General features: G+C 68.0%; 23 protein-coding genes. 8 read left to right on the top strand and 15 right to left on the bottom strand.

Annotated features, from left to right (window positions below):
* The first annotated feature begins 28 nt into the window (after positions 1–28).
* Positions 29–886: a PhzF family phenazine biosynthesis protein gene (locus E3O39_RS16510; protein ID WP_134449109.1), complete on the top strand. Its 858-nt coding sequence runs from the start codon at positions 29–31 to the stop codon at positions 884–886.
* Between the two features lie 88 nt (positions 887–974).
* Positions 975–1793, top strand: a complete 819-nt coding sequence (locus E3O39_RS16515; RefSeq protein WP_134449110.1) for a shikimate 5-dehydrogenase — start codon at positions 975–977, stop codon at positions 1791–1793.
* 25 nt (positions 1794–1818) lie between these two features.
* Here E3O39_RS16515 and E3O39_RS16520 read toward each other — a convergent pair whose 3' ends face one another.
* Entirely contained in the window at positions 1819–2616 is a 798-nt protein-coding gene (locus E3O39_RS16520) for a hypothetical protein (protein WP_134449111.1), read from the bottom strand.
* A 145-nt stretch (positions 2617–2761) separates the two neighbouring features.
* Complete coding sequence (locus tag E3O39_RS16525) at positions 2762–3325, bottom strand: isochorismatase family protein (RefSeq protein WP_134449112.1); 564 nt, start codon at positions 3323–3325, stop codon at positions 2762–2764.
* 99 nt (positions 3326–3424) lie between these two features.
* On the opposite strand from E3O39_RS16525, the gene E3O39_RS16530 reads away from it, so the two are divergent.
* Both E3O39_RS16530 and E3O39_RS16535 read left to right on the top strand, forming a co-directional pair.
* Entirely contained in the window at positions 3425–3808 is a 384-nt protein-coding gene (locus E3O39_RS16530) for a VOC family protein (RefSeq protein ID WP_134449113.1), read from the top strand.
* 78 nt (positions 3809–3886) lie between these two features.
* Positions 3887–4903 (top strand): zinc-binding dehydrogenase, encoded by a 1017-nt coding sequence (locus tag E3O39_RS16535; protein ID WP_134449114.1) that lies wholly within the window; start codon positions 3887–3889, stop codon positions 4901–4903.
* Positions 4904–5121: 218 nt separating this feature from the next.
* Here the strand turns inward: E3O39_RS16535 and E3O39_RS16540 are convergent, their stop codons facing one another.
* Positions 5122–5619 carry a GNAT family N-acetyltransferase gene (locus E3O39_RS16540; RefSeq protein ID WP_134449115.1) on the bottom strand — a complete coding sequence of 166 codons (498 nt, stop codon included), beginning with the start codon at positions 5617–5619 and terminating at the stop codon, positions 5122–5124.
* Between the two features lie 168 nt (positions 5620–5787).
* Complete coding sequence (locus E3O39_RS16545) at positions 5788–6642, bottom strand: NAD(P)H-binding protein (protein WP_134449116.1); 855 nt, start codon at positions 6640–6642, stop codon at positions 5788–5790.
* Positions 6643–6734: 92 nt separating this feature from the next.
* On the opposite strand from E3O39_RS16545, the gene E3O39_RS16550 reads away from it, so the two are divergent.
* Positions 6735–7145 (top strand): helix-turn-helix domain-containing protein, encoded by a 411-nt coding sequence (locus tag E3O39_RS16550; RefSeq protein WP_134449117.1) that lies wholly within the window; start codon positions 6735–6737, stop codon positions 7143–7145.
* An 18-nt stretch (positions 7146–7163) separates the two neighbouring features.
* On the opposite strand, the gene E3O39_RS16555 is transcribed toward E3O39_RS16550, so the two are convergent.
* The 3 genes from E3O39_RS16555 to E3O39_RS16565 are packed head-to-tail and all read right to left on the bottom strand — an operon-like array spanning position 7164 to position 11005.
* Entirely contained in the window at positions 7164–7439 is a 276-nt protein-coding gene (locus tag E3O39_RS16555) for a hypothetical protein (protein WP_134449118.1), read from the bottom strand.
* 51 nt (positions 7440–7490) lie between these two features.
* Positions 7491–8819 (bottom strand): 2-oxo acid dehydrogenase subunit E2, encoded by a 1329-nt coding sequence (locus tag E3O39_RS16560; protein ID WP_134449119.1) that lies wholly within the window; start codon positions 8817–8819, stop codon positions 7491–7493.
* Positions 8819–11005 carry a thiamine pyrophosphate-dependent enzyme gene (locus tag E3O39_RS16565; protein WP_134449120.1) on the bottom strand — a complete coding sequence of 729 codons (2187 nt, stop codon included), beginning with the start codon at positions 11003–11005 and terminating at the stop codon, positions 8819–8821. The genes E3O39_RS16560 and E3O39_RS16565 overlap by 1 nt, the downstream gene beginning before the upstream one ends.
* Before the next feature lie 173 nt (positions 11006–11178).
* Here E3O39_RS16565 and E3O39_RS16570 point away from each other — a divergent pair, with 173 nt between their 5' ends.
* Both E3O39_RS16570 and E3O39_RS16575 read left to right on the top strand, forming a co-directional pair.
* A complete protein-coding gene (locus E3O39_RS16570; RefSeq protein WP_134449121.1) occupies positions 11179–11712 on the top strand; it encodes a VOC family protein in 534 nt (177 codons plus the stop codon).
* Positions 11709–12401, top strand: a complete 693-nt coding sequence (locus tag E3O39_RS16575; RefSeq protein ID WP_241975242.1) for a GntR family transcriptional regulator — start codon at positions 11709–11711, stop codon at positions 12399–12401. Before E3O39_RS16570 ends, E3O39_RS16575 begins: the two co-directional genes overlap by 4 nt.
* Positions 12402–12422: 21 nt before the next feature.
* Here E3O39_RS16575 and E3O39_RS16580 read toward each other — a convergent pair whose 3' ends face one another.
* The 3 genes from E3O39_RS16580 to E3O39_RS16590 form a co-directional block, all read right to left on the bottom strand.
* Positions 12423–13484, bottom strand: a complete 1062-nt coding sequence (locus E3O39_RS16580) for a 2,3-butanediol dehydrogenase (protein WP_134449122.1) — start codon at positions 13482–13484, stop codon at positions 12423–12425.
* Positions 13481–14689, bottom strand: coding sequence for a metabolite traffic protein EboE (gene eboE / locus E3O39_RS16585; protein ID WP_134449123.1), 1209 nt, complete (start codon positions 14687–14689; stop codon positions 13481–13483). Before eboE ends, E3O39_RS16580 begins: the two co-directional genes overlap by 4 nt.
* Positions 14690–14866: 177 nt before the next feature.
* A complete protein-coding gene (locus E3O39_RS16590) occupies positions 14867–15514 on the bottom strand; it encodes a helix-turn-helix domain-containing protein (RefSeq protein ID WP_134449124.1) in 648 nt (215 codons plus the stop codon).
* Between the two features lie 262 nt (positions 15515–15776).
* Between E3O39_RS16590 and E3O39_RS16595 the strand changes: the two genes are divergently transcribed.
* Positions 15777–16862, top strand: coding sequence for an SDR family oxidoreductase (locus tag E3O39_RS16595; RefSeq protein WP_241975243.1), 1086 nt, complete (start codon positions 15777–15779; stop codon positions 16860–16862).
* 78 nt (positions 16863–16940) lie between these two features.
* On the opposite strand, the gene E3O39_RS16600 is transcribed toward E3O39_RS16595, so the two are convergent.
* The 5 genes from E3O39_RS16600 to E3O39_RS16620 form a co-directional block, all read right to left on the bottom strand.
* Entirely contained in the window at positions 16941–17921 is a 981-nt protein-coding gene (locus E3O39_RS16600; protein ID WP_134449126.1) for a zinc-binding dehydrogenase, read from the bottom strand.
* 84 nt (positions 17922–18005) lie between these two features.
* A complete protein-coding gene (locus E3O39_RS16605; protein ID WP_134449127.1) occupies positions 18006–19064 on the bottom strand; it encodes a 2,3-butanediol dehydrogenase in 1059 nt (352 codons plus the stop codon).
* On the bottom strand, positions 19061–20119 hold the full coding sequence (locus E3O39_RS16610; protein ID WP_134449128.1) for a zinc-binding dehydrogenase: 1059 nt from the start codon (positions 20117–20119) through the stop codon (positions 19061–19063). The genes E3O39_RS16605 and E3O39_RS16610 overlap by 4 nt, the downstream gene beginning before the upstream one ends.
* Positions 20120–20126: 7 nt before the next feature.
* A complete protein-coding gene (locus E3O39_RS16615) occupies positions 20127–21509 on the bottom strand; it encodes a Xaa-Pro peptidase family protein (RefSeq protein ID WP_134449129.1) in 1383 nt (460 codons plus the stop codon).
* Positions 21510–21578: 69 nt separating this feature from the next.
* Positions 21579–21809: an SDR family oxidoreductase gene (locus E3O39_RS16620; RefSeq protein ID WP_134449130.1), complete on the bottom strand. Its 231-nt coding sequence runs from the start codon at positions 21807–21809 to the stop codon at positions 21579–21581.
* Between the last annotated feature and the right edge of the window lie 115 nt (positions 21810–21924).

Genomic DNA, 21924 nt, shown 5'->3' on the forward strand with positions numbered 1-21924 from the left:
GTCGCACCGGTGGCCTAGGGTGTTGAGCATGTCCGACGAGACCGAGATCCTGCGCCTGACCGCCTTCGCCGCCGAGCCCACCGGTGGCAACCCGTCCGGTGTCGTGCTCGACGCGAGCACGCTCCCCGACGCCGAGATGCAGCGGATCGCGGCGGCGCTCGGATACGCGGAAACCGCGTTCCTGACCCGGCCGCCGACCCCGCAGGACCCGGGAAGAGCGGGCATCCGTTACTTCTCCCCCACGGCGGAAGTGCCGTTCTGCGGTCACGCGACGATCGCGACCGCCGTTGCGCTCGCCGGCCGCGGTGACGCAGAATCCTTCGTGTTCGAGACGAAGATCGGGGAGGTGAGGATCGCCACCCGGCGCACCGCTGACGGGATCGTGGCCTCGTTCACGAGTGTCGAGCCGCGGGTGGAGCCGATCGGGGCATCGGTGCTCGAGCACCTGCTGCGGCTGCTCGGCGTCGACACCGCCGACCTGCACCCGGACTACCCGCCCCGGCTCGCCTTCGCGGGCAACGTGCACCCCGTGCTCGTCTTCGCGGAGACGGCGACCTTCGACGGCTTCCGGTTCGACCCTGCCCAGGTGCGTGCCCTGATGGACGCAGAGGGCTGGGCGGGCACCGTGACGACCCTCCGCGTGCTGGGGCCGCTCGAGTTCGAGGCGCGGAACCTCTTCCCGGTCGGGACCATGACCGAGGACCCGGCGACGGGCTCTGCGGCGGCCTCCGTCGGCGGCTACCTCCGGGCGCTGCGCCTCGTCGACGCCCCGGCGCGAGTGTTGATCCACCAGGGCCGTCACGTCGGCCGCCCGAGCCTGCTCACCGTCGATATCCCCGAGACCGGCGGCATCGTGGTGTCCGGGACAGCCTCGGTCATCTCCTGAACCCGATCTCCTCGACCCCGTCTCGGACCTTCGGACGGGGCGTCCGGGTTACCGTGGAAAGACCGCACCTCATCCCGGGAGAAGAACCATGAAACCAGCGCTCAACAAGGACACGCAGCTGTGCATCTCGCTCGCGGCCCGCCCGAGCAACATCGGCACCCGTTTCCACAACTACCTCTACGACGAGCTCGGCCTCGACTTCATCTACAAGGCATTCACGACAACCGACATCACCGCGGCGATCGGCGGCGTGCGGGCGCTCGGCATCCGCGGCTGCTCCGTGTCGATGCCCTTCAAAGAGGACGTCATCGCGCTCGTCGACGAGATGGATGCCTCCGCGACCGCCATCCGCTCGGTGAACACCATCGTCAACGACAACGGGGTCCTGAAGGCGTCGAACACCGACTACCTGGCCATTGCCGAACTCATCGCCGAGCACGGCATCGATCCGGGCACACCGTTCCTGCTCCGAGGGAGCGGTGGAATGGCGAAGGCCGTCGGTGCGGCCTTCCGGGACGCCGGTTTCTCCGACGGAACCATCATCGCCCGCAACGAGACCAGCGGTCGCCTGCTCGCTGACGAGCTCGGCTACCGGTGGCTGCCGGACCCGGGAGCCGAGACCGCACCGCTGATCGTCAACGTGACCCCGATCGGGATGAGCGGTGGCGCAGAGTCCGAGAGCCTCGCATACCCGCTCGGCACCGTCGACGCGGCCACGACCGTCTTCGATGTGGTCGCCCTTCCGGCGGAAACGCCCCTGATCCGCGCGGCGCGTGCGGCCGGGAAGCGGGTCGTGACCGGGGCCGAGGTCATCGCGCTGCAGGCCGCTCACCAGTTCGAGCTGTACACCGGGGTGCGGCCGACCCCGGAGCAGGTGCTCGCGGCATCCGCTTTCTCGCGTCAGTAGAGGGCGGCACCGGTGGGAGGCCGTCTCAATACAGGAATTCGGCGTCGAAGGAATCAAGGTCGACCCTGACGCCGTTCAGGGTGCGCTCGAACTCCTGCTGCACGCCGATCCGCAGGTTGCCCGAGTCATTCCAGCCGCCGTACGGCACCGGTTCGGGTGCGAGGACGTCGGCAGTCCAGCTCGGATAGTCGAGGGGACCGGTTGCGGTGTCCCACAGGGCGACGTCGGAGAATTCGGTCGTTTCTCCCATCAGGAGCGGCCACATCGCCGCTCCGCTATAGACGACCGGGCGCACTCCGAGCTCCTGCACCCCCGTGATCATGTCCCGGGTGAGGGGCGGGCTGCCGGTCTCGATGTCGAGGGCGAAGAACTGGAGCCGGGTGCTGTACGGACCCGTCGCAGCGATGCCGGCCTGCCAGCAGGCGGGATTGCGGGTGTATGCGGCGACCTTCAGCCCGGCGTCGAGGGCCATCTGCAGTTGCGGCTGGGCGTGGGCCGCGGGGGTGCAGGTGCCCCAGTCGGTCGACGCCAGAATGTAGAGCCGGAATCCCTCGGCATAGGCTGCGGTGAACCACGCCGGGTCGGTGACGACCTGGTCGGAGTCGAGGGCCTTCACCGAGGACACTGCCGCGGCAGCGGGGACTGTCTCTGACACGGAGTGCGCGGCAGCGGCAGCGGTTGCTACTGTCCGGACCTCCGCCTCGGCGCGCGGCGCGGCCGCCGTGACACCCGCGACGATGAGCGCCGCCGCCAGGATGCCGACGCCGGCTCGCCTTCCGATCCGACCCGGTCGCACTATCGAGGCCTGCGTAATCCTGCCCATTCGTCACTCCACGTTCGGGTCGCGCGAGGTTTGAGCTTCCACTTTCGGCATCCAGTGTGCTGCGCCCCCGCGGGCCACGGAAGTCCGTCCCGGCGATTTCCCAGCCTCGAGCGAAGCGCTGTTTCCGTCCGACGGCCCGGTCGCCTCAGGAGGACGGCGCCGTGAAGTCAAGGTCGGCAGTGGTCACCGTGCCCGCTGTCCGCCCGGGGGCCGTGTGGTATTCCCAGTACAGGTTGGTGTGGGCGATCACCAGGTCCGGCGGCGGCGCACCAAAGCCGCTCAGGTCCTCGGTGGTGTGGGCATCACTGACGAGGATGGCGTCGTAGCCGCGGACGATCGCGCCGTGGAGCGTCGACCGGATGCACTCATCCGTTTGCGCACCGGCGATCACAAGACCGCCGATGCCGCGTTCGGCGAGCACGGACTCGAGGTCGGTGTCCTCGAAGGCGTCGGCGTACGCCTTGTGCACGAGCGGTTCCGCCTCGAGGCGCACGAGTTCGGGTACGAGCTGCCAGGAAGCACTCCCCTGCGGCTGGTCGTCGTTGTGGTGCTGCACCCAGATGAGGTCGACGCCGGCGGCTCGCGCCTTGTCGACGACGGTGCTGACGTTCCCGACGATCGCGTCCCGATCGTAGGCGTCTTTCACGAAACCGGTCTGGACGTCGATGACGAGCAGAGCGGTGTTCGGCCGGTTGTCGAGGGTGGTCACGATTCCTCCTCAGAAGCTGTCGGACGGTGTCACGAGGCCACGCTACGCCGCGGCGCCGTTCGCCGCGAGTGGCTGTCGCTCCTTGATACAGTGACGACCATGGACATGCGACTGGAGCTTGTGCCGTTGCCCGTTGCGGACGTCGAACGGAGCAAGGCCTTCTACGTGGATGTTGTCGGCTTCCACCTGGATCACGATGTGCAGCCAGGCAACGGAATGCGGATCGTGCAGCTGACCCCTCCGGGCTCGGCGTGCTCCGTGGTCATCGGGACCGGCATGGGGAATGGACCTGAGCACGGCACGGTCAAGAACCTGCACCTGGTCGTCTCCGACATCGGCGCAGCACGGGACGAACTCGTGAACCGTGGCCTGCAGATCACCGAGATCCACGACATGGGTGGCGTCAAGTACGCGTACTTCAGCGATCCTGACGGCAACTCCTGGGCGCTTCAGGAAATCGGCCGGTACGCGAAGCCTGCCTGACGCGCACCCGAACCCGCTTCGTACCAGCTCGTGGAGCTTCCCAGGCTGATCTCGTGATCCACGCCGAAAGGAAGCACCATGAAGGCCTTTGTCATCACCGCGCCCGGGGAAGCATCCGTGCAGGATGTCGCCCCGCCGGTTGCGGGGCCCGGCCAGGTCGTCGTCGATGTCGCGAGAGTCGGCGTCTGCGGAACCGACGTCGAGTTCTTCACCGGCGAGATGCAGTACCTGCACGACGGCAAGGCCCGGTACCCGATGCGGATCGGCCATGAGTGGACAGGGACCGTGACCGCGCTCGGCGCAGGCGTCGACCGGCGGTGGCTCGGTCGCCGGGTCACCGGTGACACCATGCTCGGCTGCGGGGTGTGCCGTCGGTGTCTCCGCGGCCTGCAGCATGTCTGCGAGTTCCGCTTCGAGGTCGGCATCCTCGGCGGCTTCCCCGGTGCCCTCGCCGAACAGCTCGCGGTGCCCGCCACCTCGCTGTTCGAGCTGCCCGACACCGCCGACGACGTGCTCGGCGCGCTCGTCGAACCGGGCGGTAACGCGCTGCGTTCCGTTCGGGGTGCAGCACTGGAACCCGGCGACCGGGCGCTCGTCCTCGGAGCGGGCACGATCGGTCTGCTCATCGCCTTGTTCGCCCGGCAGCAGGGTGCAGAGGTGCACGTGATGGGACGGTCCGCGCGCTCACTGGACTACGCCAGGAGCCTCGGCTTCGACGGAGTCTGGACCGACGCCGACCTGCCGGAGTCGCCCTTCGACGCCGTCATCGACGCCTCCAACGCGGCCGCCCTGCCCGCCCGCGCCCTCGACCTGGTCGAGCCGGGGAAGCGCGTGGTCTACGTCGGTCTCGCCGGCAGCCCGAGCCTGATCGACACCCGAACCCTCGCTCTCAAGGACGTGACGGCGGTCGGCATCCTGAGCGCCTCCCCGGGGCTCAGGGGCACGATCGACCTCTACGCGAGCGGTGCCGTCGACCCGCGCCCGCTCGTCGCCGCGACGGTCGGGCTCAGCGGTGTGCGAGAGATCCTGGCCGGGCATCGCCCCGCCGGCGCCGGCCTCGGTCCCAAACTGCACGTCGACCCCCGGCTCGCCTGACGTCGTTCCCGACAACGCCGCCAAAAACGACACCGCCCCGCACTGCACCGATTCGATTCGATTCGACGGAGCGTCTCCCGCGCCGGCGTTCGCGAGAGTGCGCTTTCGGCCGTTGAATCGCAGGCAAAGTCAAGCGGCCTTCAGGGCCACACGTGCACTCTCGCGGCACGGCGGGGCGAGCGGATGCGGGGCGACGCGGGAATGTGGAGCGGTGCAGGTCAGGCGAGCAGCTTCTCGAAGCAGAACGAGTGCGGGATCGCCTCGATGTACGGTTCGTAGATCGGGATCGGCGTGTAGCCGATCTTCTCGTAGAGGGCGACCGCATCCGGTTGCTTGCTGCCGGTCTGCAGGATGAGCCGCGGCACGCCGGCGGCACGGGCGATGCGCTCGAGCTCGTTCATCAGGGCACGGCCGACCCCGCGCCCGCGCTGGTCGTCGGAGACGATCACGCGCTTGACCTCCCAGTCGCCATCATGGGTGCGCAGGGCCGCGTGGGCGATGGGGGTGCCGTCGCCGTCGACCACGAGCACGGTCGCGAGAATGTCGGCGGGGTCGATCCTGAGCGCCGCGGTCACGGCGTCATCGAGTTCGGGGCTGCCAGGGCCGGCGTAGCGCGCGGTCATCTCCACGTCCATCCGCGCGCGCAGCACGGCGGCGCGCGGGTCGTCCCACTCGACCCGCTCGAAACGGAACAGGCGTTCGGTACTGCCACTCATCGTCGGGTCCTTCGTCTGCGTGTGCTCGGGTGTGTGCAGTGCGATCTCTGCAATCGCACAGCCTACCGACCCGGGGGCGGATGCCGCCGCGTCCACCCCCCGGGGCATGGCCGGGGCGGATGCCGTCAGGTCCACCTCCGGGGCATGGCCGGGCCGGGACAGGCGAGGTTAGACGCTCGCGGCGAGGCCCTCCGCGAGCGGCGTCGTCGGCCGTCCGATCAGGCGGGCCAGGTCGCCGCTCGTCTCGCCGAGCAGCCCGTCGCGGATGTTGGCGTCGAGACCGACGACGAAGCCCACCGTGCCCTCGTCGAGGCCGAAGGACGCGAGCAGCTCCGCGTGTGCTGCGGGTGTCAGGTTCCGGAAGGCCACCGATGAGTCGATGAGGGTTCCGATCGTGGCTGCGAGTTCGGCGAAGTCCCAGGCGTGGTCGCCCGAGAGCTCGAGGGTCTTGCCCGCGAGCGAGTCGTCGAGGATGGCCGCGGCCGCGGCATCCGCATAGTCGGCCCGGCTCGCGCTCGCGACCCGGCCGTCGCCGACGCTCGCGACGATCTCGCCGGCCTGGCGTGCCTTCTCGATTTCACCGGTGTAGTTCTCGGTGTACCAACCGTTGCGCAGGATGGTGAAGGGGACCCCCGAGGCGATCAGGAACTCCTCGGTCGCCTTGTGCTCCGGGGCCAGCAGGAGCGCGGAGGTCGTGGCCTTCGGGGCGCTCGTGTAGACGATGCGCCCGACGCCGGCGGCCTGGGCGGCCGCGATCACGGCGGTGTGCTGCGGCACGCGCTGGCCGACCTCGCTGCCGGAGACGAGCATCAGCACGTCGCCCGGTTCGACGACGGCGGTCACGGTCTCGGGGTTGCCGTAGTCGAGGACTGCGGTGCGCACGCCGAGTGCGGCGAGAGCGGACAGCTTGTCGACCTTGCGGGCTGTCGCGACGATGCTCTCCGGGGCCGCGCCGCGGGCGAGGAGGGATTCGACGATGAGGTGGCCGAGGTGACCAGAGGTGGCGGTGACGATGTATGACATGTGTTGTCCTTTCGGTGGCGTGTCAGAGTCAACCACGGGACGGTCGAGTACCTTCCCGCGCACAGGTACCCACCTTTAGGTAAGCTACCTGCATGAAGGTTAGTTTCGACGTCTCGCGGGCGCGTCCCGGCGCCGTCGCCGGCGTCTACCCGGCCAAATGCGCCACGCGCACCGTGCTCGACCACGTCACGAGCAAGTGGGGCGTGCTCATCCTGCTCGCCCTGCAGCAGGACTCGCTCCGCTGGGGCGAGCTCCGGCGGTCCATCGAGGGCATCAGCGAGAAGATGCTCGCATCGACCCTGCGCACCCTCGAGTCAGACGGCTTCGTGAACCGGGAGGCGCAGGCGACGATCCCGCCGCGCGTCGACTATGAACTGACGGCCAGGGGCCACGAGCTCGCCGACCGCCTCGTCCCCCTGATGGACTGGATCGCGGACAACGCCGACGAGATCACCGGCACGCCCGCTTTCCCTGGCGCGAAAGCGGGTGAATCGTCGTTCTGAGCGCGACAGAACGACGATTCACCCGCTTTCGCGGGCGGCGCGGGCGCTTGTGGTCAGATGGTGGTACTGACGATCGAGGGCGCGAGTGAGGGAACGCACCTGCTTCATCTGCTCTTCATCCGCGCGGCATTGGCGCTCCCGCTCGAAGTCATCCTTGCAGCCCGTACCGTAGGCGAGGGAGATCGCTCGCAGCGCCCTGCCGCTCCGTTCTGCAGCGAGGAGCGCGGCCAGCCGTTCCGATTCCGCGGCAAGGGATGCCCGCTCTGCTACGAGACGTTCGAGTCGGGGATCCATATGCGCGCCTTTGCTCACGGGGAAGTCAACGGTCATCAGAGCCCGCCGACTTCAAATGATTATAGAGAGTGGATTCTCGATACAGGCCACGAACTGCGCCATCCATTCGGCGGCCACCGCACCGTCGACCACACGGTGATCGGCCGAGAGGGTGACGGTCATCACGCTGCCGACCGAGAGCTGTCCCGCGTCGACGACCGGCCGTTGTTTCGCGGCGCCGACGGCGAGAATGCCGGACTGGGGCGGGTTCAGGATGGCCGAGAACTGGTCGACCGCGAACATGCCGAGATTCGAGACGGCAAAGCTGCCGCCCTCGAGTTCCTCTTGCCTCAGCTTCCCCTTCCGCGCCCGTCCGGCGAGGTCGGCGACCCTCTCGCTGATGCTCGTCAGCGTGAGGCCTTCGACGCCACGCAGGACCGGAGTGAGCAGTCCTGTTTCGGTGGACACCGCCACCGAGAGATCGACGTGCTCGAATCGTCTCGTAGCGGTCTCGGTCCAGATCACGTTCGCCGCGGGCACCCGGACGAGCGCTACCGCGACGGCCTTGACCACAAAGTCGTTGACCGAGATCTTCCGCGGCGACGTCGCGTTGATCTCGCCGCGGAGGGTGAGGAGGCGCTCGACGCGGCAGTCCGCCGTGATGTAGAAGTGTGGAACCGTCGACTTGCTCTCGGTCAGGCGGCGCGCGATCGCCCGTCGCATCCCCGTGTGGGGAACATCGGTGAACCCGGAGGCGTCGACCACGGATGTGCCGGTGGTGCGGGCCGAGGGTGCCGCTGGAACGGACACCGCAGGAGACGCCACAGGCATGACGGGCTCGGGCCGGGACTCGGCTGCAGTCACGGGCGCGGGCTTGAGGGTGTCGAGGTCTCGGCGCACGATCCGCCCGTTCGGGCCACTGCCGACGACGCGGGATAGGTCGAGCGCGCGTTCCCTGGCGATGCGGCGCACGAGCGGACTGGCGAATTGACGCTGGCCGCTGGCTGCGGCGAGCGGTACCTGCGCCCCGTCCGGGGCCGATTCGACCGGGACCACTCCGACCGGCGTCGCCGCCTCCGCGGCCGCCGTCACCGGGGTCGCAGGCCCTGCCTGCTCCGGGACGTCCCCGGCGAGGAAGGCATCGATGTCCGACTCCGCCTCACCGACGGCGGCGATCACGCCGATCGGCACGCCCACTTCGACGGGCACGCCCTCGGGGACGATGACGCGCGCGAGCACACCTTCCGTCTCGGCGCGGTACTCGACGACCGCCTTCTCCGTTTCGATCTCGGCGAGCGGCTGGCCGATCGCCACAGTGTCGCCCACCTTCACCAGCCAGGTCTGGATGGCGGCTTCTGCGGCATTGGCGAGCACCTCCGGCATGCGCACGAGCGTTGCCATCAGCGGGTTCCCAGACCGAGCTTGATGATCTCGAGGCCGGCGACGACGTCCTCGGTGCGCGCAATGGCCGCCCGCTCGAGCACGCGTGAGATGCTCGGGCTTGCCTCGCCGCCGGTCACGCGTTCGACCGGCTGGTCGAGGTAGTCGAAGAACCGGCGTTGGATCTCATCGGACAGCCAGGCACCATACGACGTGCCGCGGGCCCCCTGTTCGACGATGAGCACGCTGTTGGTCTTGCGGATGCTCGTGCCGATGGTCTCCCAGTCGATCGAGGCCCGGTCGAGCCAGCGCAAGTCGACGACGTCGGCGCTCATGCCGGTCAGTTCGACGGCCTCGAGGGAGTGCTTGACCATGGACAGGTAGCTGATCACGGTGACGTCGGTGCCTTCACGGCGCAGGGCCGCCTTCCCCAGCGGGATGAAGTAGTCGAGGTCGCCGGCGGGCACGTCACCGCTGTCGGCATAGAGGTCGACATGCTCGATGACGAGCACCGGGTCCTGCAGGGCCAAAGCGGTGTTCATCAGGCCGATGTAGTCAGCCGCCGATGACGGTGCGACGATCCGCCAGCCGGGGCTCGTCGCGAAGATGCCCGCGGGGTCCATCAGGTGCTGCGAGCCGTAGCCGCTTCCCATCGCGACCTTCGTGCGCAGCACGAGGGGCACCGGATTCTCGCCGCCGAACATGTGCCGCGCCTTGCCGATCTGGTTGAAGACCTGGTCGGCGGCCACCCACATGAAGTCCGGATACATGAATTCAACGACCGGGCGGTAGCGCCCGTCGAGCGCCATCCCGCCGCCGAGGCCGGCGAACGCGTTCTCGCTGATCGGCGTGCCGAGCACACGGCCCTCGAACTTCTTCGCAAGCCCCTTGGTGGCGCCGTTCGTGCCGCCGTTGAGGCGGTGCACGTCTTCGCCGAGCACGACGATCCGTGCGTCCTCTGCCATGCGGCGGTCCATCACGCCGGCGACGGCGTCGACGAACTTCTTTGTTTCGAGCTCGCCCCGGTATTCGGTCGGCTCGAGCGTGCGCAGTCCGGTCAGTTCGCTCGCGTCGCCCCGCACCCCGACATTGACGAAGTCGACGTCGGGCCAGAGCTCCGGCCGGATCCGGCGCTTCCCCGCCGACTCCGGGTCGGCCTCGAGCAGCTGGGCCACTGCATCCCGCATCGCGGACAGGGCCTGCTCGCGCACCGCGGCGATGCCGGCCGTGTCGATCTGGCCGAGCGCGATCATTTCGCGGGCGACCCGGTCCAGCGGGTCACGGGCCCGCCAGGCCGCCTCTTCCTCCTTGGTCCGGTAGCCGAAGGCGCTGCCCGGGTACGGTCCGTTCTGGTGGAAGAAGCGGTAGACCTCGACCTCGACGACAGCGGGTCCCTGGCCGGACCGCATCACCTGCTCGGCCTCCTTCGTCGCCAGGTGCACGGCGAGCGGGTCCATACCGTCGACGCGCCAGCTGGGAATGCCGAACCCGAGCGCGCGGGCAGAGAGCCGAGGCTCACCGGTCGACTCGGCCACCGTGGTCGACACAGCGTAGAGGTTGTTCTCGATGAAGAAGGCAAGCGGCAGCTTCCACGCCGAAGCGAGGTTCATCGTTTCAAGGACCGAGCCGATGTTGGTCGCGCCGTCCCCGAAGTAGCTCACCGTGACATCCGTCGTTCCCGCGTGCTTCTGGGCCCAGGCGTTGCCGGCCGCGAGCGGAACCCCGCCGCCGACGATCGCGTTGGTGCCGAGCGCGCCGGCCTCGAACCACTGCAGGTGCATCGAGCCGCCGCGGCCCCGGCAGTAGCCCTGGGCGAGCCCGAGAATCTCGGCGAGGGTGCGCTGCAGCACGGTCTGAATGTCCGCGGTCACGAGCGCCGCGGGGTCGAGGGCGCCGCCGGAGACATGGTTGATCGCCTTGGCGAGGAACTGGTGGTGCCCTCGGTGCGAGCCGTTGATCGCATCCGTCGACCCGAGGCCGACGATCGAGCCGACCGCCCCGCCCTCCTGGCCGATGCTGGAGTGCGCTGGCCCGTGCACGAGGCCCTCGCCGGCGAGTTCGAGCACGGTTTCTTCGAAGGCACGGATGAGATGCAGCTGGCCGAGCATGGTGGCCAGGAGTGCCGGGTCCGCACTCGCCCAGTCCTGCGCCGTGGTGCTGAGTTCGATCCACGGGGCCAGGGGATCCAAACGTCGTCGTTCAGGCATGTGCCGGTCTCCATTGGTCGTGTCGATCGCGGGGATCGACTACATGTGACCAACACTGTATCGTTGATTGAATCCAATGCCAAGGATTGTCCGCAATATCTCCGATCTGGATGCACGGATTTCGGGTCTTTGGATACAATGAGAGAAATCAACGACGAACGAAGGAGTTCTCGATGGTCCACGGCATCCCGGGTCTGCGCGGCACGGAACACATCGGTTTCACGGTTCCCGACCTCGACGAGGCCGAGCGGTTCCTGGTCGACGTGATCGGCTGCGAGCTCGTCTACGCGCTCGGGCCGTTCGCCCACCCCGACGACGAGTGGATGCTCGAGCACCTCGGCGTGCACCCGCGCACGGTGATGCGCGAACTCCGATTCTTCCGATGCGGTCACGGGCCGAACTTCGAGGTCTTCCAGTACGAGCCGGCGGATGGCGCTGCTCCCGAACCGAGGAACAGCGACATCGGCGGGCATCACCTGGCGTTCTACGTGGACGACTTCGATGCCGCCCTCGAGCACCTGCAGGAGCACGGTGTGGAGATCATGGGCGCACCGACGTCGAGCTCCAGCTGGAGCACCGGCCAGCGCTGGGTCTACTTCCGCAGCCCCTGGGGCATGCAGTTCGAGCTCGTGAGCTACCCGGACGGCAAGGCCTACGAAAAGGATGCTGCCACTAAACTGTGGCATCCGGCCCACCCCGCCGAATGACCGACACCACCGACCGGACGGACCCCATGGCCAGCGCCCCCAGCCGCGACGGCAGCGCCGGCAGCCGTATCGCCACGCGATTGCGGGACGAGATCCTGTCCGGCGCATACGCCCCCGGCACCCGGATCCGCCAGGAGGACGTCGCCGAACAGTTCGGCGCGAGCCGGCTCCCCGTTCGCGAGGCGCTGCGCATCCTGGAATCCGATGGCCTCGTCACCCTCGTCGCGAACACCGGCGCCTGGGTCTCCCACCTGAGCCTCGCGGAGTGCGAGGAGATGTACCAGATCCGCGAGCGCATCGAACCCCTGCTGCTGCGCTACAGCCTGCCCAATCTGTCGCCGGAGACCCTCGGCCGCCTGCAGGAACTCGCCGATGAAATGCAGGCCGGCACGGACGTCGAAACGTTCCTGCGCCTCGACCGCGAGTTCCACCTGCTCTCCTACTCCGGCGCCGTGACGTCCATCCTGGGCGAGACCATCCACCGGTTATGGAACTCGACCCAGCACTATCGACGCGCTTTCACGACCCTGATCGGGCCCGATGTCAACCGCGCCGTCCACTACGAACACCAGTTGCTCGTCGGGGCGCTGAGGCGCGGCGACGGCGACGAGGCCGAGCGGATGCTGGCCGGCCACATCCGCCGCACCAGGCTCGAGCTGTCCACGCATCCGGCGCTCTTCGCCCAGTAGGCGGCCACTCGGGGCGCGGCATCACGAGCCGGCGCGCACGAGCACCTTGACCTGGTCGCCGGTCGGTGACAGCAGCGTGTCGAAGCCCTGGGCCACGACATCCTTCATCGCGATCTGGGCTGTCACGACCTTCTCCACCGGGTACCGACCCCTGTCGATCAGGTCGATGATGCGCGGCCAGTCGGTGACCGGGAAGCACCAGGTGCCCGAGATCGTGATGTCGTGCTCGGAGATGACCATCGGGTCGATGGCCGCAGCCTTCGTGTGCAGCCCGGTCTGGGAGATCCTCCCGGCAGAACGCACCGAGGCGATCGCCGCCTGCAGCGCCCGCTCGTTCCCCGAGCATTCGATCACCGCGTCGACACCGATACCGTCTGTCCGGTCGCGAAGCCAGCCCGGCACGTCGACGGCGGTCGGGTCGAGCACCACTCCGACGTCGAAGCTGCGCACGAGCGCCGCGCGCACCGGATTGACCTCCGAGACGAAGACGTTCGCCCCGAGCGAGGCTGCGTAGAGCGACGCGAGGGCGCCGATCGGACCGGCCCCGGTGATGAGCACGTTGTCGCCGGGGCGCACACGGGCGGTGTCCACCCCGTACGCCGCGACAGCGCCCGGTTCGACGACGGCGCCCTGCAGGTCGGACACGCCGTCGGGGAGCACTGTGACGTTCGCGGCGGGCACGATGGCGAGGTCGGCGATGCCGCCCCACTGGTAGCTGAGCCCGACGGCGGCCATGGTGCGGCAGAGGTGGTTCAGTCCCCTGCGGCAGAAGTAGCAGTGCCCGCAGGACAGCAGCGGCATCACCGACACCCGCTCGCCCGGCCGCACCGCGGTCACCCCGTCGCCGACCTCGACCACTTCGGCCGAGAATTCGTGGCCCAGAATCTGCGAGCCGCACGCCCGGGTGAGCGGATGCGGCTCCCGCGGAATCACGATCGGGCCCTGGGCGTATTCGTGCAGGTCGGTGCCGCAGATGCCGCACCACAACGGCCTGACCAGGATTTCGCCTGCGCGGGGCGACTCGGGAGCCGTGACCTCCTCGACGCGGATGTCGCCGGCTCCGTGGAAGACGGCAGCCCTCATGGACGGGGGTCCAGCAGCTCGGCGCGGACGAACTCGAGTTCGCGGGTCACGTAGTCGGTGATGTCGCCGGTCTTGAGGTGCGCCGGGAGCACGTCCCAGGTATACGTCTCGATTTCCAGGTGGTCGGAGAGCGGTGTCTCACGGTGCATCTGCAGCGCCTGCTGCACGGCGAACCGCGTCGTGACGAACGGGCCGAGTTCCTCGAGGAAGACCGGAACGTGGAAGTGGGTGCGGATCTCGGTGGGCACCGGGTTCGCCTCGAACGCGTCGAGCGCGTCGCCGAGGGTGAGGTACTTCGTGACCGCACCGTCCTGGCGCATCGTCGTCTGGCTCAGGTAGATCGTGTCGGTGAAGACGCGCAGCTGGGGGACGAGTGCAGGGGTGAGGTCCCTGACCCAGAGCGCCGCCGCCTCCTGGAGCTTGAAGATCGGGATCCCGGCGTCGACGAGGCTGCGGAGCGATGCCGGAATATCCTCGAATCCGACGGACTGGTGGCCGATGTCGAAGACGATGCCGAGGTATCGGCGCATCGCACCTTCGGCCTCCGACAGGGGCAGCCCGGCGAGCCGGGCGAGCTCGGCGATGCCCTGCGGCGAGTAGACCCGCTCGGTGAAGAACGCGACGGTCTCCGCCGTGGTCTCCAGGAAGCACGCGGGCTCCGGCTCGAGGGCGAGCTTGACCCGCCGACCCGTGCGCGCCTCGAGCTCGACGAGGTGGGCGACGACCAGGAACAGGTTGGTGGTGAACCGGGCGACGTAGTCGTCGTCCGTGACATTCGGAGCGAACGCGAGCGGGGCCGTCTGGATGCTGGGGCTCACGTCCGCCGGAGCGATCTCCGCGAGGATGTCCGCGACCGAGTTCGTATACGCGACCCTGTCGTCGGTCGACCAGTCCGGTTCATAGACCCGTTCCATCACCAGATCGCCCTTGAACGGCCCATACGGGAACGCGTTCACCGTGTAGACGTACAGGTCGTTGTCGTCGAGGAACGTCCGGAGCTCTGCCCGTTCTCCGGGGCTTGCTGCGAGGGTCTTCGCCGAGTCGGCCGAGATGCGCAGTGAGACGCCGAAGCGCTGATCGGGCGAGACCCGGGCTTTGACGTCGGGGACGAAGGTGTGCAGGCTCTCCTTCATCTCCGCCCACGTGTCGCCCGCGTGCACGAGGGTGGAATATGACAGGTGGCCGAGGCCGCGTCCGAGATCCATGGAGGTCTGGTCCTTTTCCGCCGGTCATCCGGCTCACATCGTCGTGATATCAAGGAAGGGTGTCGTCGTCTAAGACGAGAGTGAACACCCGTTAAGTATTCCTTAACACACAGGCTACGACGTCTCCAGCATCGCTGTCAACCGAACGCCCGACGCGTGCCTTACGGAATTGAGCGGCTAAGCGTGCGCGCCGTGCACGAACCAGATTCCCTGGACGTCGATGCTTCCGGTGTTCTTCAGGCTGTGCGGGATCGAGGAATCGAAGCCGAGCGACTCGCCCGCATGCAGCGTGAATGCCTCGTCGCCGATCGTCACCTGCAACTCACCCGCGATGACATAGCCGTACTCGTAGCCGGCGTGGGAGACGGTGTCGCCCTCGTCCGTCGACGTGGCTCCCGGCGCGTAGACGATCTTCATGAAGTTGACGTCGCGCTCCGGCGTGGCGGCAAGACGTTCCCAGTTGACCCCTGCGGCCATGTTGAGCCGCGACCGATGAGAGGGATGCACCACGGAGACCCGGTTCGCATACTCGGACGGATGCCACGCCTCCGAGGGATTCGTCACGTCGCCCCGATTCAGGACTTCTTCGGGGTGGACTGCCGGAACTCCAGGGTCGAGGGCCGGCTTACTCTCGAAGAGGTCGTCGACGGACACGTTCAGCAACTGGGCGAAGGCATACAGGGTCGCGACGGACGGCTGTGACTTGCCGTTCTCGATCTGGGAGACGAAGGAGGGCGAAACGTCGACCTGTCTGGCCAGCTCGCGCAACGTCAGGCCGGCCTTGAGCCTGATGTCTTTCAGCCGAGACCCTAAATTGTCCATCATGTTCCTCTGTCACACATCAGCATGACGACGACGAGGACCTGCCTCGCATCATCATTGAAGCCCGGCTACACACCCCACGCTCCGAAAAAAAGGTGAGTACGGACAAATATACACAGGAAGAGCCCCGAATACCCCGCCACTAGGGCCAAATCGGCGGTTCTGGCGGTTCCGGCGCGGCTTGCCGGGAATTCCAATGTTAAGTATCATTGAACACCTCAGGACGGCGACAAGGAAGTCCCGTCCATCAGGAAAGGATCGACTTGTGACATCCCCCTCAACAGTTCCCCGGCGGCGCGCGCTCATCGTCGGAGCGACGGGCATCACGGGCCAGACGGTCGTGAAGCAGTTGGTCGACGCGGGCTGGGACGTGACCGGCCTCTCGAGGCGAGGCCACTCCGAGACGCCCGGCATCACCGCCGTGACGGCAGACCTCCTGGACCCCGAGTCCCTCGCCGCCGCGCTCACGGGCACCCGCCCGGAACTCGTCGTGATCACGGCGTGGGTGAAGCGGGATACCGAGACCGAGAACATCGAGGTCAACAGCGCCCTCGTGCGCAACGTGCTCGCGGCGCTCGAAGGCGAGAAGTCGGTCAGGCACGTGGCCCTGATGACCGGGCTCAAGCACTACCTCGGCCCGTTCGACAACTATGCGACCGGCGTCACCGCGGAGACCCCGTTCCACGAGGACGAGCCACGGCTGCCGCAGCCGAACTTCTACTACGCGCAGGAGGACGAGCTGTTCGGGTCCGCCGCCCGGAACGGCTTCACCTGGAGCGTGCACCGCGCACACACCGTCTTCGGGTTCGCAACGGACAACGCGATGAACATGGTGCTCACCCTCTCCGTCTACGCCGCGATCTGCAAGGAACTCGGGCTGACGTTCACCTTTCCCGGCTCAGCCACCCAGTGGAACGGCGTCACAGACGTCACCGACGTCGACCTGCTCGCCGAGCAGATCATCTGGGCGGGCACGCACCCGGAGGGTGCCAACGAAGCGTTCAACATCGCCAACGGCGACGTCTTCCGCTGGCGCTGGCTCTGGCCGCGGGTCGCCGCGATCTTCGATGTTCCCTGGGCCGGTTTCGAGGGCGAACCCCGCCCGTTGACCGCGCAGATGGCCGGCAAGGACGAGGTCTGGAGCGCCATCGCCGAACGGGAAGGACTCGTTGAAACGGACGTCACCCGCCTCGCTTCCTGGTGGCACACCGACAGCGACCTCGGCCGCAACATCGAGTGCTTCACCGACATGAACAAGAGCCGCCAAGCCGGGTTCCTGGGCTTCCGGTCCACGCCGGACAGCTTCCTCGACAAGGTGGAGCGGTACCGCGCGGCGAAGATCATCCCCTAGGCCGTTTCCCCCACCCCAACGACGGATGTCCCGGACAAGCAGCGCTCGTCCGGGACATCCGTCGTTCAGATCTGTTCGCTATGCGGGCAGCACGGCGTCGAATTCGATGTGCGCCTTGATCGTGGTCGCCGGGTGGTGCGCGGCCTCCAGGGCGCCCAGTGCGTCGGCGGCCCCGAACCTCTGGGTGACGAGCGGGCTCAGGTCGATTCCGGTGTGAGCGAGGAAGCGCAGGGTTTCCGGCCACACTCCGGGCGAGCCGACCGAACCGGTGATCTTGAGCTCCTTGGACTGGATGAGCCCGAGCTTCGCCGGCGCCTCGCGCCCGACGTCGATGCCGATGTAGGCGACCCGGCCCCGGAAGGCGGCGAGTTCGAGCGCCTGGGCCATGACGGCCGGCCGGCCGCTCGCCTCGACGACGACATCCGCTCCGCGCCCGTCCGTCTGCTCGTTCAGGAACTCGACGATATCGTCGGGGTGCACGGCGTGGCTGGCGCCGAGTCGCAGCGCGGCATCCCGGCGTTCTGGCGAAGGCTCTACGACGATCGTCACGGCGCCGAGGGCCGAGGCGGCCGCGGTGACGGCGAGTCCGATCGGTCCGGCACCGAGCACGACGAGGGTGTCGCTCGCGTTGACGTTCCCGACCCGCATCAGCGCGTAGTACGCGACGCTGAACGGCTCGACAAGAGCGCCGTTCGTGTACGACACGCTCGCGGGAAGCTTGTGCAGCCATTCGGGCCTGGCCACGAAGAACTCCGCGGCCGCACCGCTGATCGAGAACCCGAAGTGGTCCTCCCCGATGACACACTCGCCGACGACCCGATCGCCGGCCGCGAAGTCCTGCACCCGGTTTCCCACCGCGACCACCTCACCGGACCATTCGTGTCCGGGAATGATCGGGTACTCGAACGGGATGATGTACCGACCCTCGAGCAGGTCGATGTCGGAGTGGCAGACCCCGACGGATCGCGCGGCGACGAGCACTTCGTCGGCTCCGATCGCGGGGATGGGCAGCTCGTCAATCCGGGGAACATTCTGTTCCGCGAAGCGCAGCGCTTTCATATCGGGATTCCAATCGTGGGGACGGGAGAGGGTGCGCGAGGGGTGCGCGTCAGTGTGGATCGAGGTCAGCCGTGTGAATCGACGTCAGCGTGCGTTGACGAGGACCTTGACCTGGTCGCCGGTCGGCGAGAGCAGGGTTTCGAAGCCCTTCTCGACGACATCCGCCATGCTGATCTGGGCGCTCACGACCTTCTCGACCGGGTACCGGCCGCGGGCGATCAGGTCGATGATGCGCGGCCAGTCCGTGACGGGATAGCACCAGGTGCCTGCGAGGGTGATGTCGTGTTCGGAGAGGACCATGGGGTCGATGGCCGCCTGCCTGGTGTGCAGGCCGGTCTGCGAGATGCGCCCGGCCGAGCGCACCGAGGCGATGGCCGTCTGGAGGGCCCGTTCGTTGCCCGAGCACTCGATCACCGCGTCGACGCCGATTCCCTCGGTCTGGTCCTTGACCCAGGCGGCGACGTCGATCTTGGACGGATCGATCACCTCGCCCACGTCCAGGCTCCTCGCGAGCGCGACGCGGGTCGGATTGACCTCGGAGATGAACACGCGGGCACCGAGAGCCGAGGCGTAGAGCGAGGCGAGTGCGCCGATCGGACCGGCGCCGGTGATGAGCACGGTGTCCCCCGGCCGGACCTGCGCCGTGTCGACTCCGTAGGCGGCCACCGCTCCCGGCTCGACGAGGGCGCCCTGGAGGTCGGAGACGGAATCGGGCAGCACGCTCACGTGACTGGCCGGCACGACCGCGAGTTCCGAGATTCCTCCGGAGGCGAAGCTCAGGCCGACGCAGGCCATCGACTGGCACAGGTGGTTCAGGCCGCGGCGGCAGTAGTAGCAGCTGCCGCAGTACAGCAACGGCATCACGGACACCCGCTGGCCGACGCGCACCGACCGCACGCCGGAACCCACCTCGAGCACTTCCGCCGAGAACTCGTGCCCGAGAATCTGCGGGGCGGTGGCCCCGGTGAGCGGATGCGGGTGCGAGGGAATGACGATCGGCCCCATGGCGTACTCGTGGAGGTCTGTGCCGCAGATGCCGCACCAGTACGGCCGCAGCAGCACGTCGAGGCTGCCGAGGGGTGGCGGTCCGTCCACGTCTTCGATGCGGATGTCGTGCGCGCCGTGGAAAACTGCTGCCTTCATGCTGCCCCTTGTCGTGGATCGAAGAGTACCTTGCCCTCGAGCCGGCCCGTCGCGAGTCGCTCGAGCTGTTCGGCGAGGTCGTCAAGAGGTCGGACGGAGTCGAGAAGTTCGGTGCCCAGATTGGTCGTCGCCAGAATACCCAGAGCGGGGGCGAGGTCGGTGCCGCACACGTGCGCAAGCGTCGTCCGCACGGTGATCTCGCGCATGACGAGCGAATGGATGTCCACAGACTGCTCTGTCGACGGCAGCCCGACCTGGAGGATGGTTCCGCCCTTGCGCACCATCGCGAGGGCATTGTTCAGTTGTCCGGGCGCCCCGCTGGCCTCGATCACGACGTCGGCGCCGAACGGCCCGATGGCCTCGGCGACGCGGGCGGCGGCATCCGCACCTGCCTCGACGACCCGTGTCGCGCCGAGGCGACGGGCTCGCTCGAGCCGCGCCCCCGGGAAGTCGATCACGGTCACGTCGGCGGACACGAGCGATTTCAGCCCGGCGAGCACGAAGGAGCCGATCGCCCCCGCCCCGATCAGGACCACGCGGTCACCGTCACGCACCCCGGACCGACGGGCGGCGTGCAGGCCGACGGCGAGCGGCTGGGCGAGGCCAGCGAGGTCGATCGGGAGTCCCTCGGGAACGAGGACGAGGGTGCTCTCCGGGCAGGAGACGAACTCGGCCATACCGCCGTCGGTGTTGAGCCCCAGTGTGTAGTACCGGTCGCAGAGATTCGTGCGACCTTCCGCACACCGGTCGCAGACGCCGCAGGACACACCCGCACCGCTCGCGACGATGTCGCCGACGGAAAAGTGGCTCGACTCGTCGACCTCGAGGACCTTCCCGACGAATTCGTGGCCGGGAATCATCGGGCCGGTCTGGCCGGTGACGGGGTGGCGGTGCTGCACCGGGAAGGTGAGCGGGCCGGCCTTCCACTCGGTGGCGTCCGTTCCGCACATGCCGCTGCGCAGCACCTCGAGCAGCGCTTCGCCCGGAGCCCGGACGGGCGGGGGCACCTCCTCGAGGCGGACATCGTGATCAGCGTGGTAGACCGCGGCGCGCATCGGCGCCCTACTCGGCTTCGCCGCGACCGGCGGCGGTGTTGAGGTGCGACTGGGAGTCGCGCACCAGGGACAACGGCCCCCCGACGCTGTAGTAGCGCTGGCCGGCAACGAGCAGGTCCTCTGCCGGGAACTTGGTGATCACCTGGCACCCCGTGGCGGTGACGACGACTTCTTCTTCGATGCGGGCCGCCCCGATGCCGTCGGCGGACGGCCAGTAGGTCTCGAGGGCGAAGACCATGCCCTCCACGAGCACCTCCGGGTGGTCGAGGGACACGAGCCGGGAGAAGATCGGCTTCTCCCAGATGGACAGGCCGACGCCGTGGCCGTACTGCAGGGCGAAGGCGGCTTCCTCGTCGGGGAAGCCGAATTCCTGGGCCGTCGGCCAGACCTTGACGATGTCGGCGGTGGTGGCCCCCGGGCGCACGAGCGCGATCGCCCTGTCCATGTACTGGCGGGCGATCTTGTAGGCGTCGTGCTGCGCCCGGCTCGCCGACCCGACCGCGAAGGTGCGGTAGTAGCAGGTGCGGTAGCCCTGGTAGCTGTGCAGGATGTCGAAGAAGGCGGGGTCGCCCGGCCGGATCAACCGGTCGGAGAAGACGTGCGGGTGCGGTGAGCAACGCTCCCCCGAGATGGCGTTCACGCCCTCGACGTACTCAGACCCCAGGTCGTAGAGCACCTTGGAAACCAGCCCGACGGCCTCGTTCTCACGCACGCCCGGCCTAAGGAATTCATACAGGGATTCGTACGCGGCATCCACCATCGACGCGGCCTGCGTGAGCAGCGCGATCTCGTCACCGGTCTTGACCGCCCGGGCGTTGAGGAACACCTGCTGGCCGTCGACGACGCGGATCCCCTCCTTCTGCAGGGCCATCAGGATGGGCAGCTCGATCACGTCGACGCCGAGCGGCTCGTTCTGCAGGCCGAACTTCTCCAGTTCGCGCTTGATCTTCTTGGCGACGCCCTCGGCGATCCCCGCGTCGGGGTGGAAGGCTCCGCGGAGGGTCGAGATTCCGGCGCGGGCACCGTTCTCGGCCCGCGGCCGGACCGCGCCGTGGTGCGGAGCGTGCGGGTCGGCATCCGCTTCGGCCGTCGTGGTCTGCAGCCAGGGGTTGTAGAGCTGGTGGTGCTTGGCCGCGGACCCGAAGTCCCAGACGATCGGGTCGCTGTGCCGGGTGAGCAGCGAGAAGCGGATGAGCTTGTCCATGGCCCAGGTGCCGATGTGGGTCGACGACATGTAGCGGATGTTGGAGAAGTCGAAGGCGAGCACGGCCCCGAGGTCCGAGCCGGACAACTCGCGCCGGAGCTTGGCGAGCCTGTCCGTGCGCAGGCGATCGAACTGGATGCGCTCCTCCCAGTCGACGGCGTTGGTTCCGAAAGTGGCTGTGGTCACGGTCGTGTCATTCCTTTGCTGAGTGTCGTGCAGAGTGTCGTGCAGAGTGCCGGAGGGCGGGCTGCCGGATCAGACGAGGTTCATGCCGCCCTCGACGGGGATGACCTGACCGGTGATGCAGTCGGAATCGCTCGCGGCGAGGAACACCGCTGTGGGCACGATGTCTTCGGGCGCGGCAGGCCGGCCCATCAGGATGTCGCCGGCCATCGAGTCGAAGCGGGAGTCGCCGGCCCCCATTTCGGCGAGCTCGGATGCGCTGCCTGTGACGACGACGGTCTTTTCGGCGAGTCGAATGCCCACGTGTTCTGCTCCTTTGCAGTACGAAGTCTGGTGTCCGGTCGGGGCCGGGGTATCGCAGCAATACTATTTTGTACAGTCTCACTGCACAAGGTGTTGGTTGACATTCAACTCAGCG

The organism is Cryobacterium sp. MDB2-A-1 (assembly GCF_004402675.1).
GTDB classification, from domain to species: domain Bacteria; phylum Actinomycetota; class Actinomycetes; order Actinomycetales; family Microbacteriaceae; genus Cryobacterium; species Cryobacterium glucosi.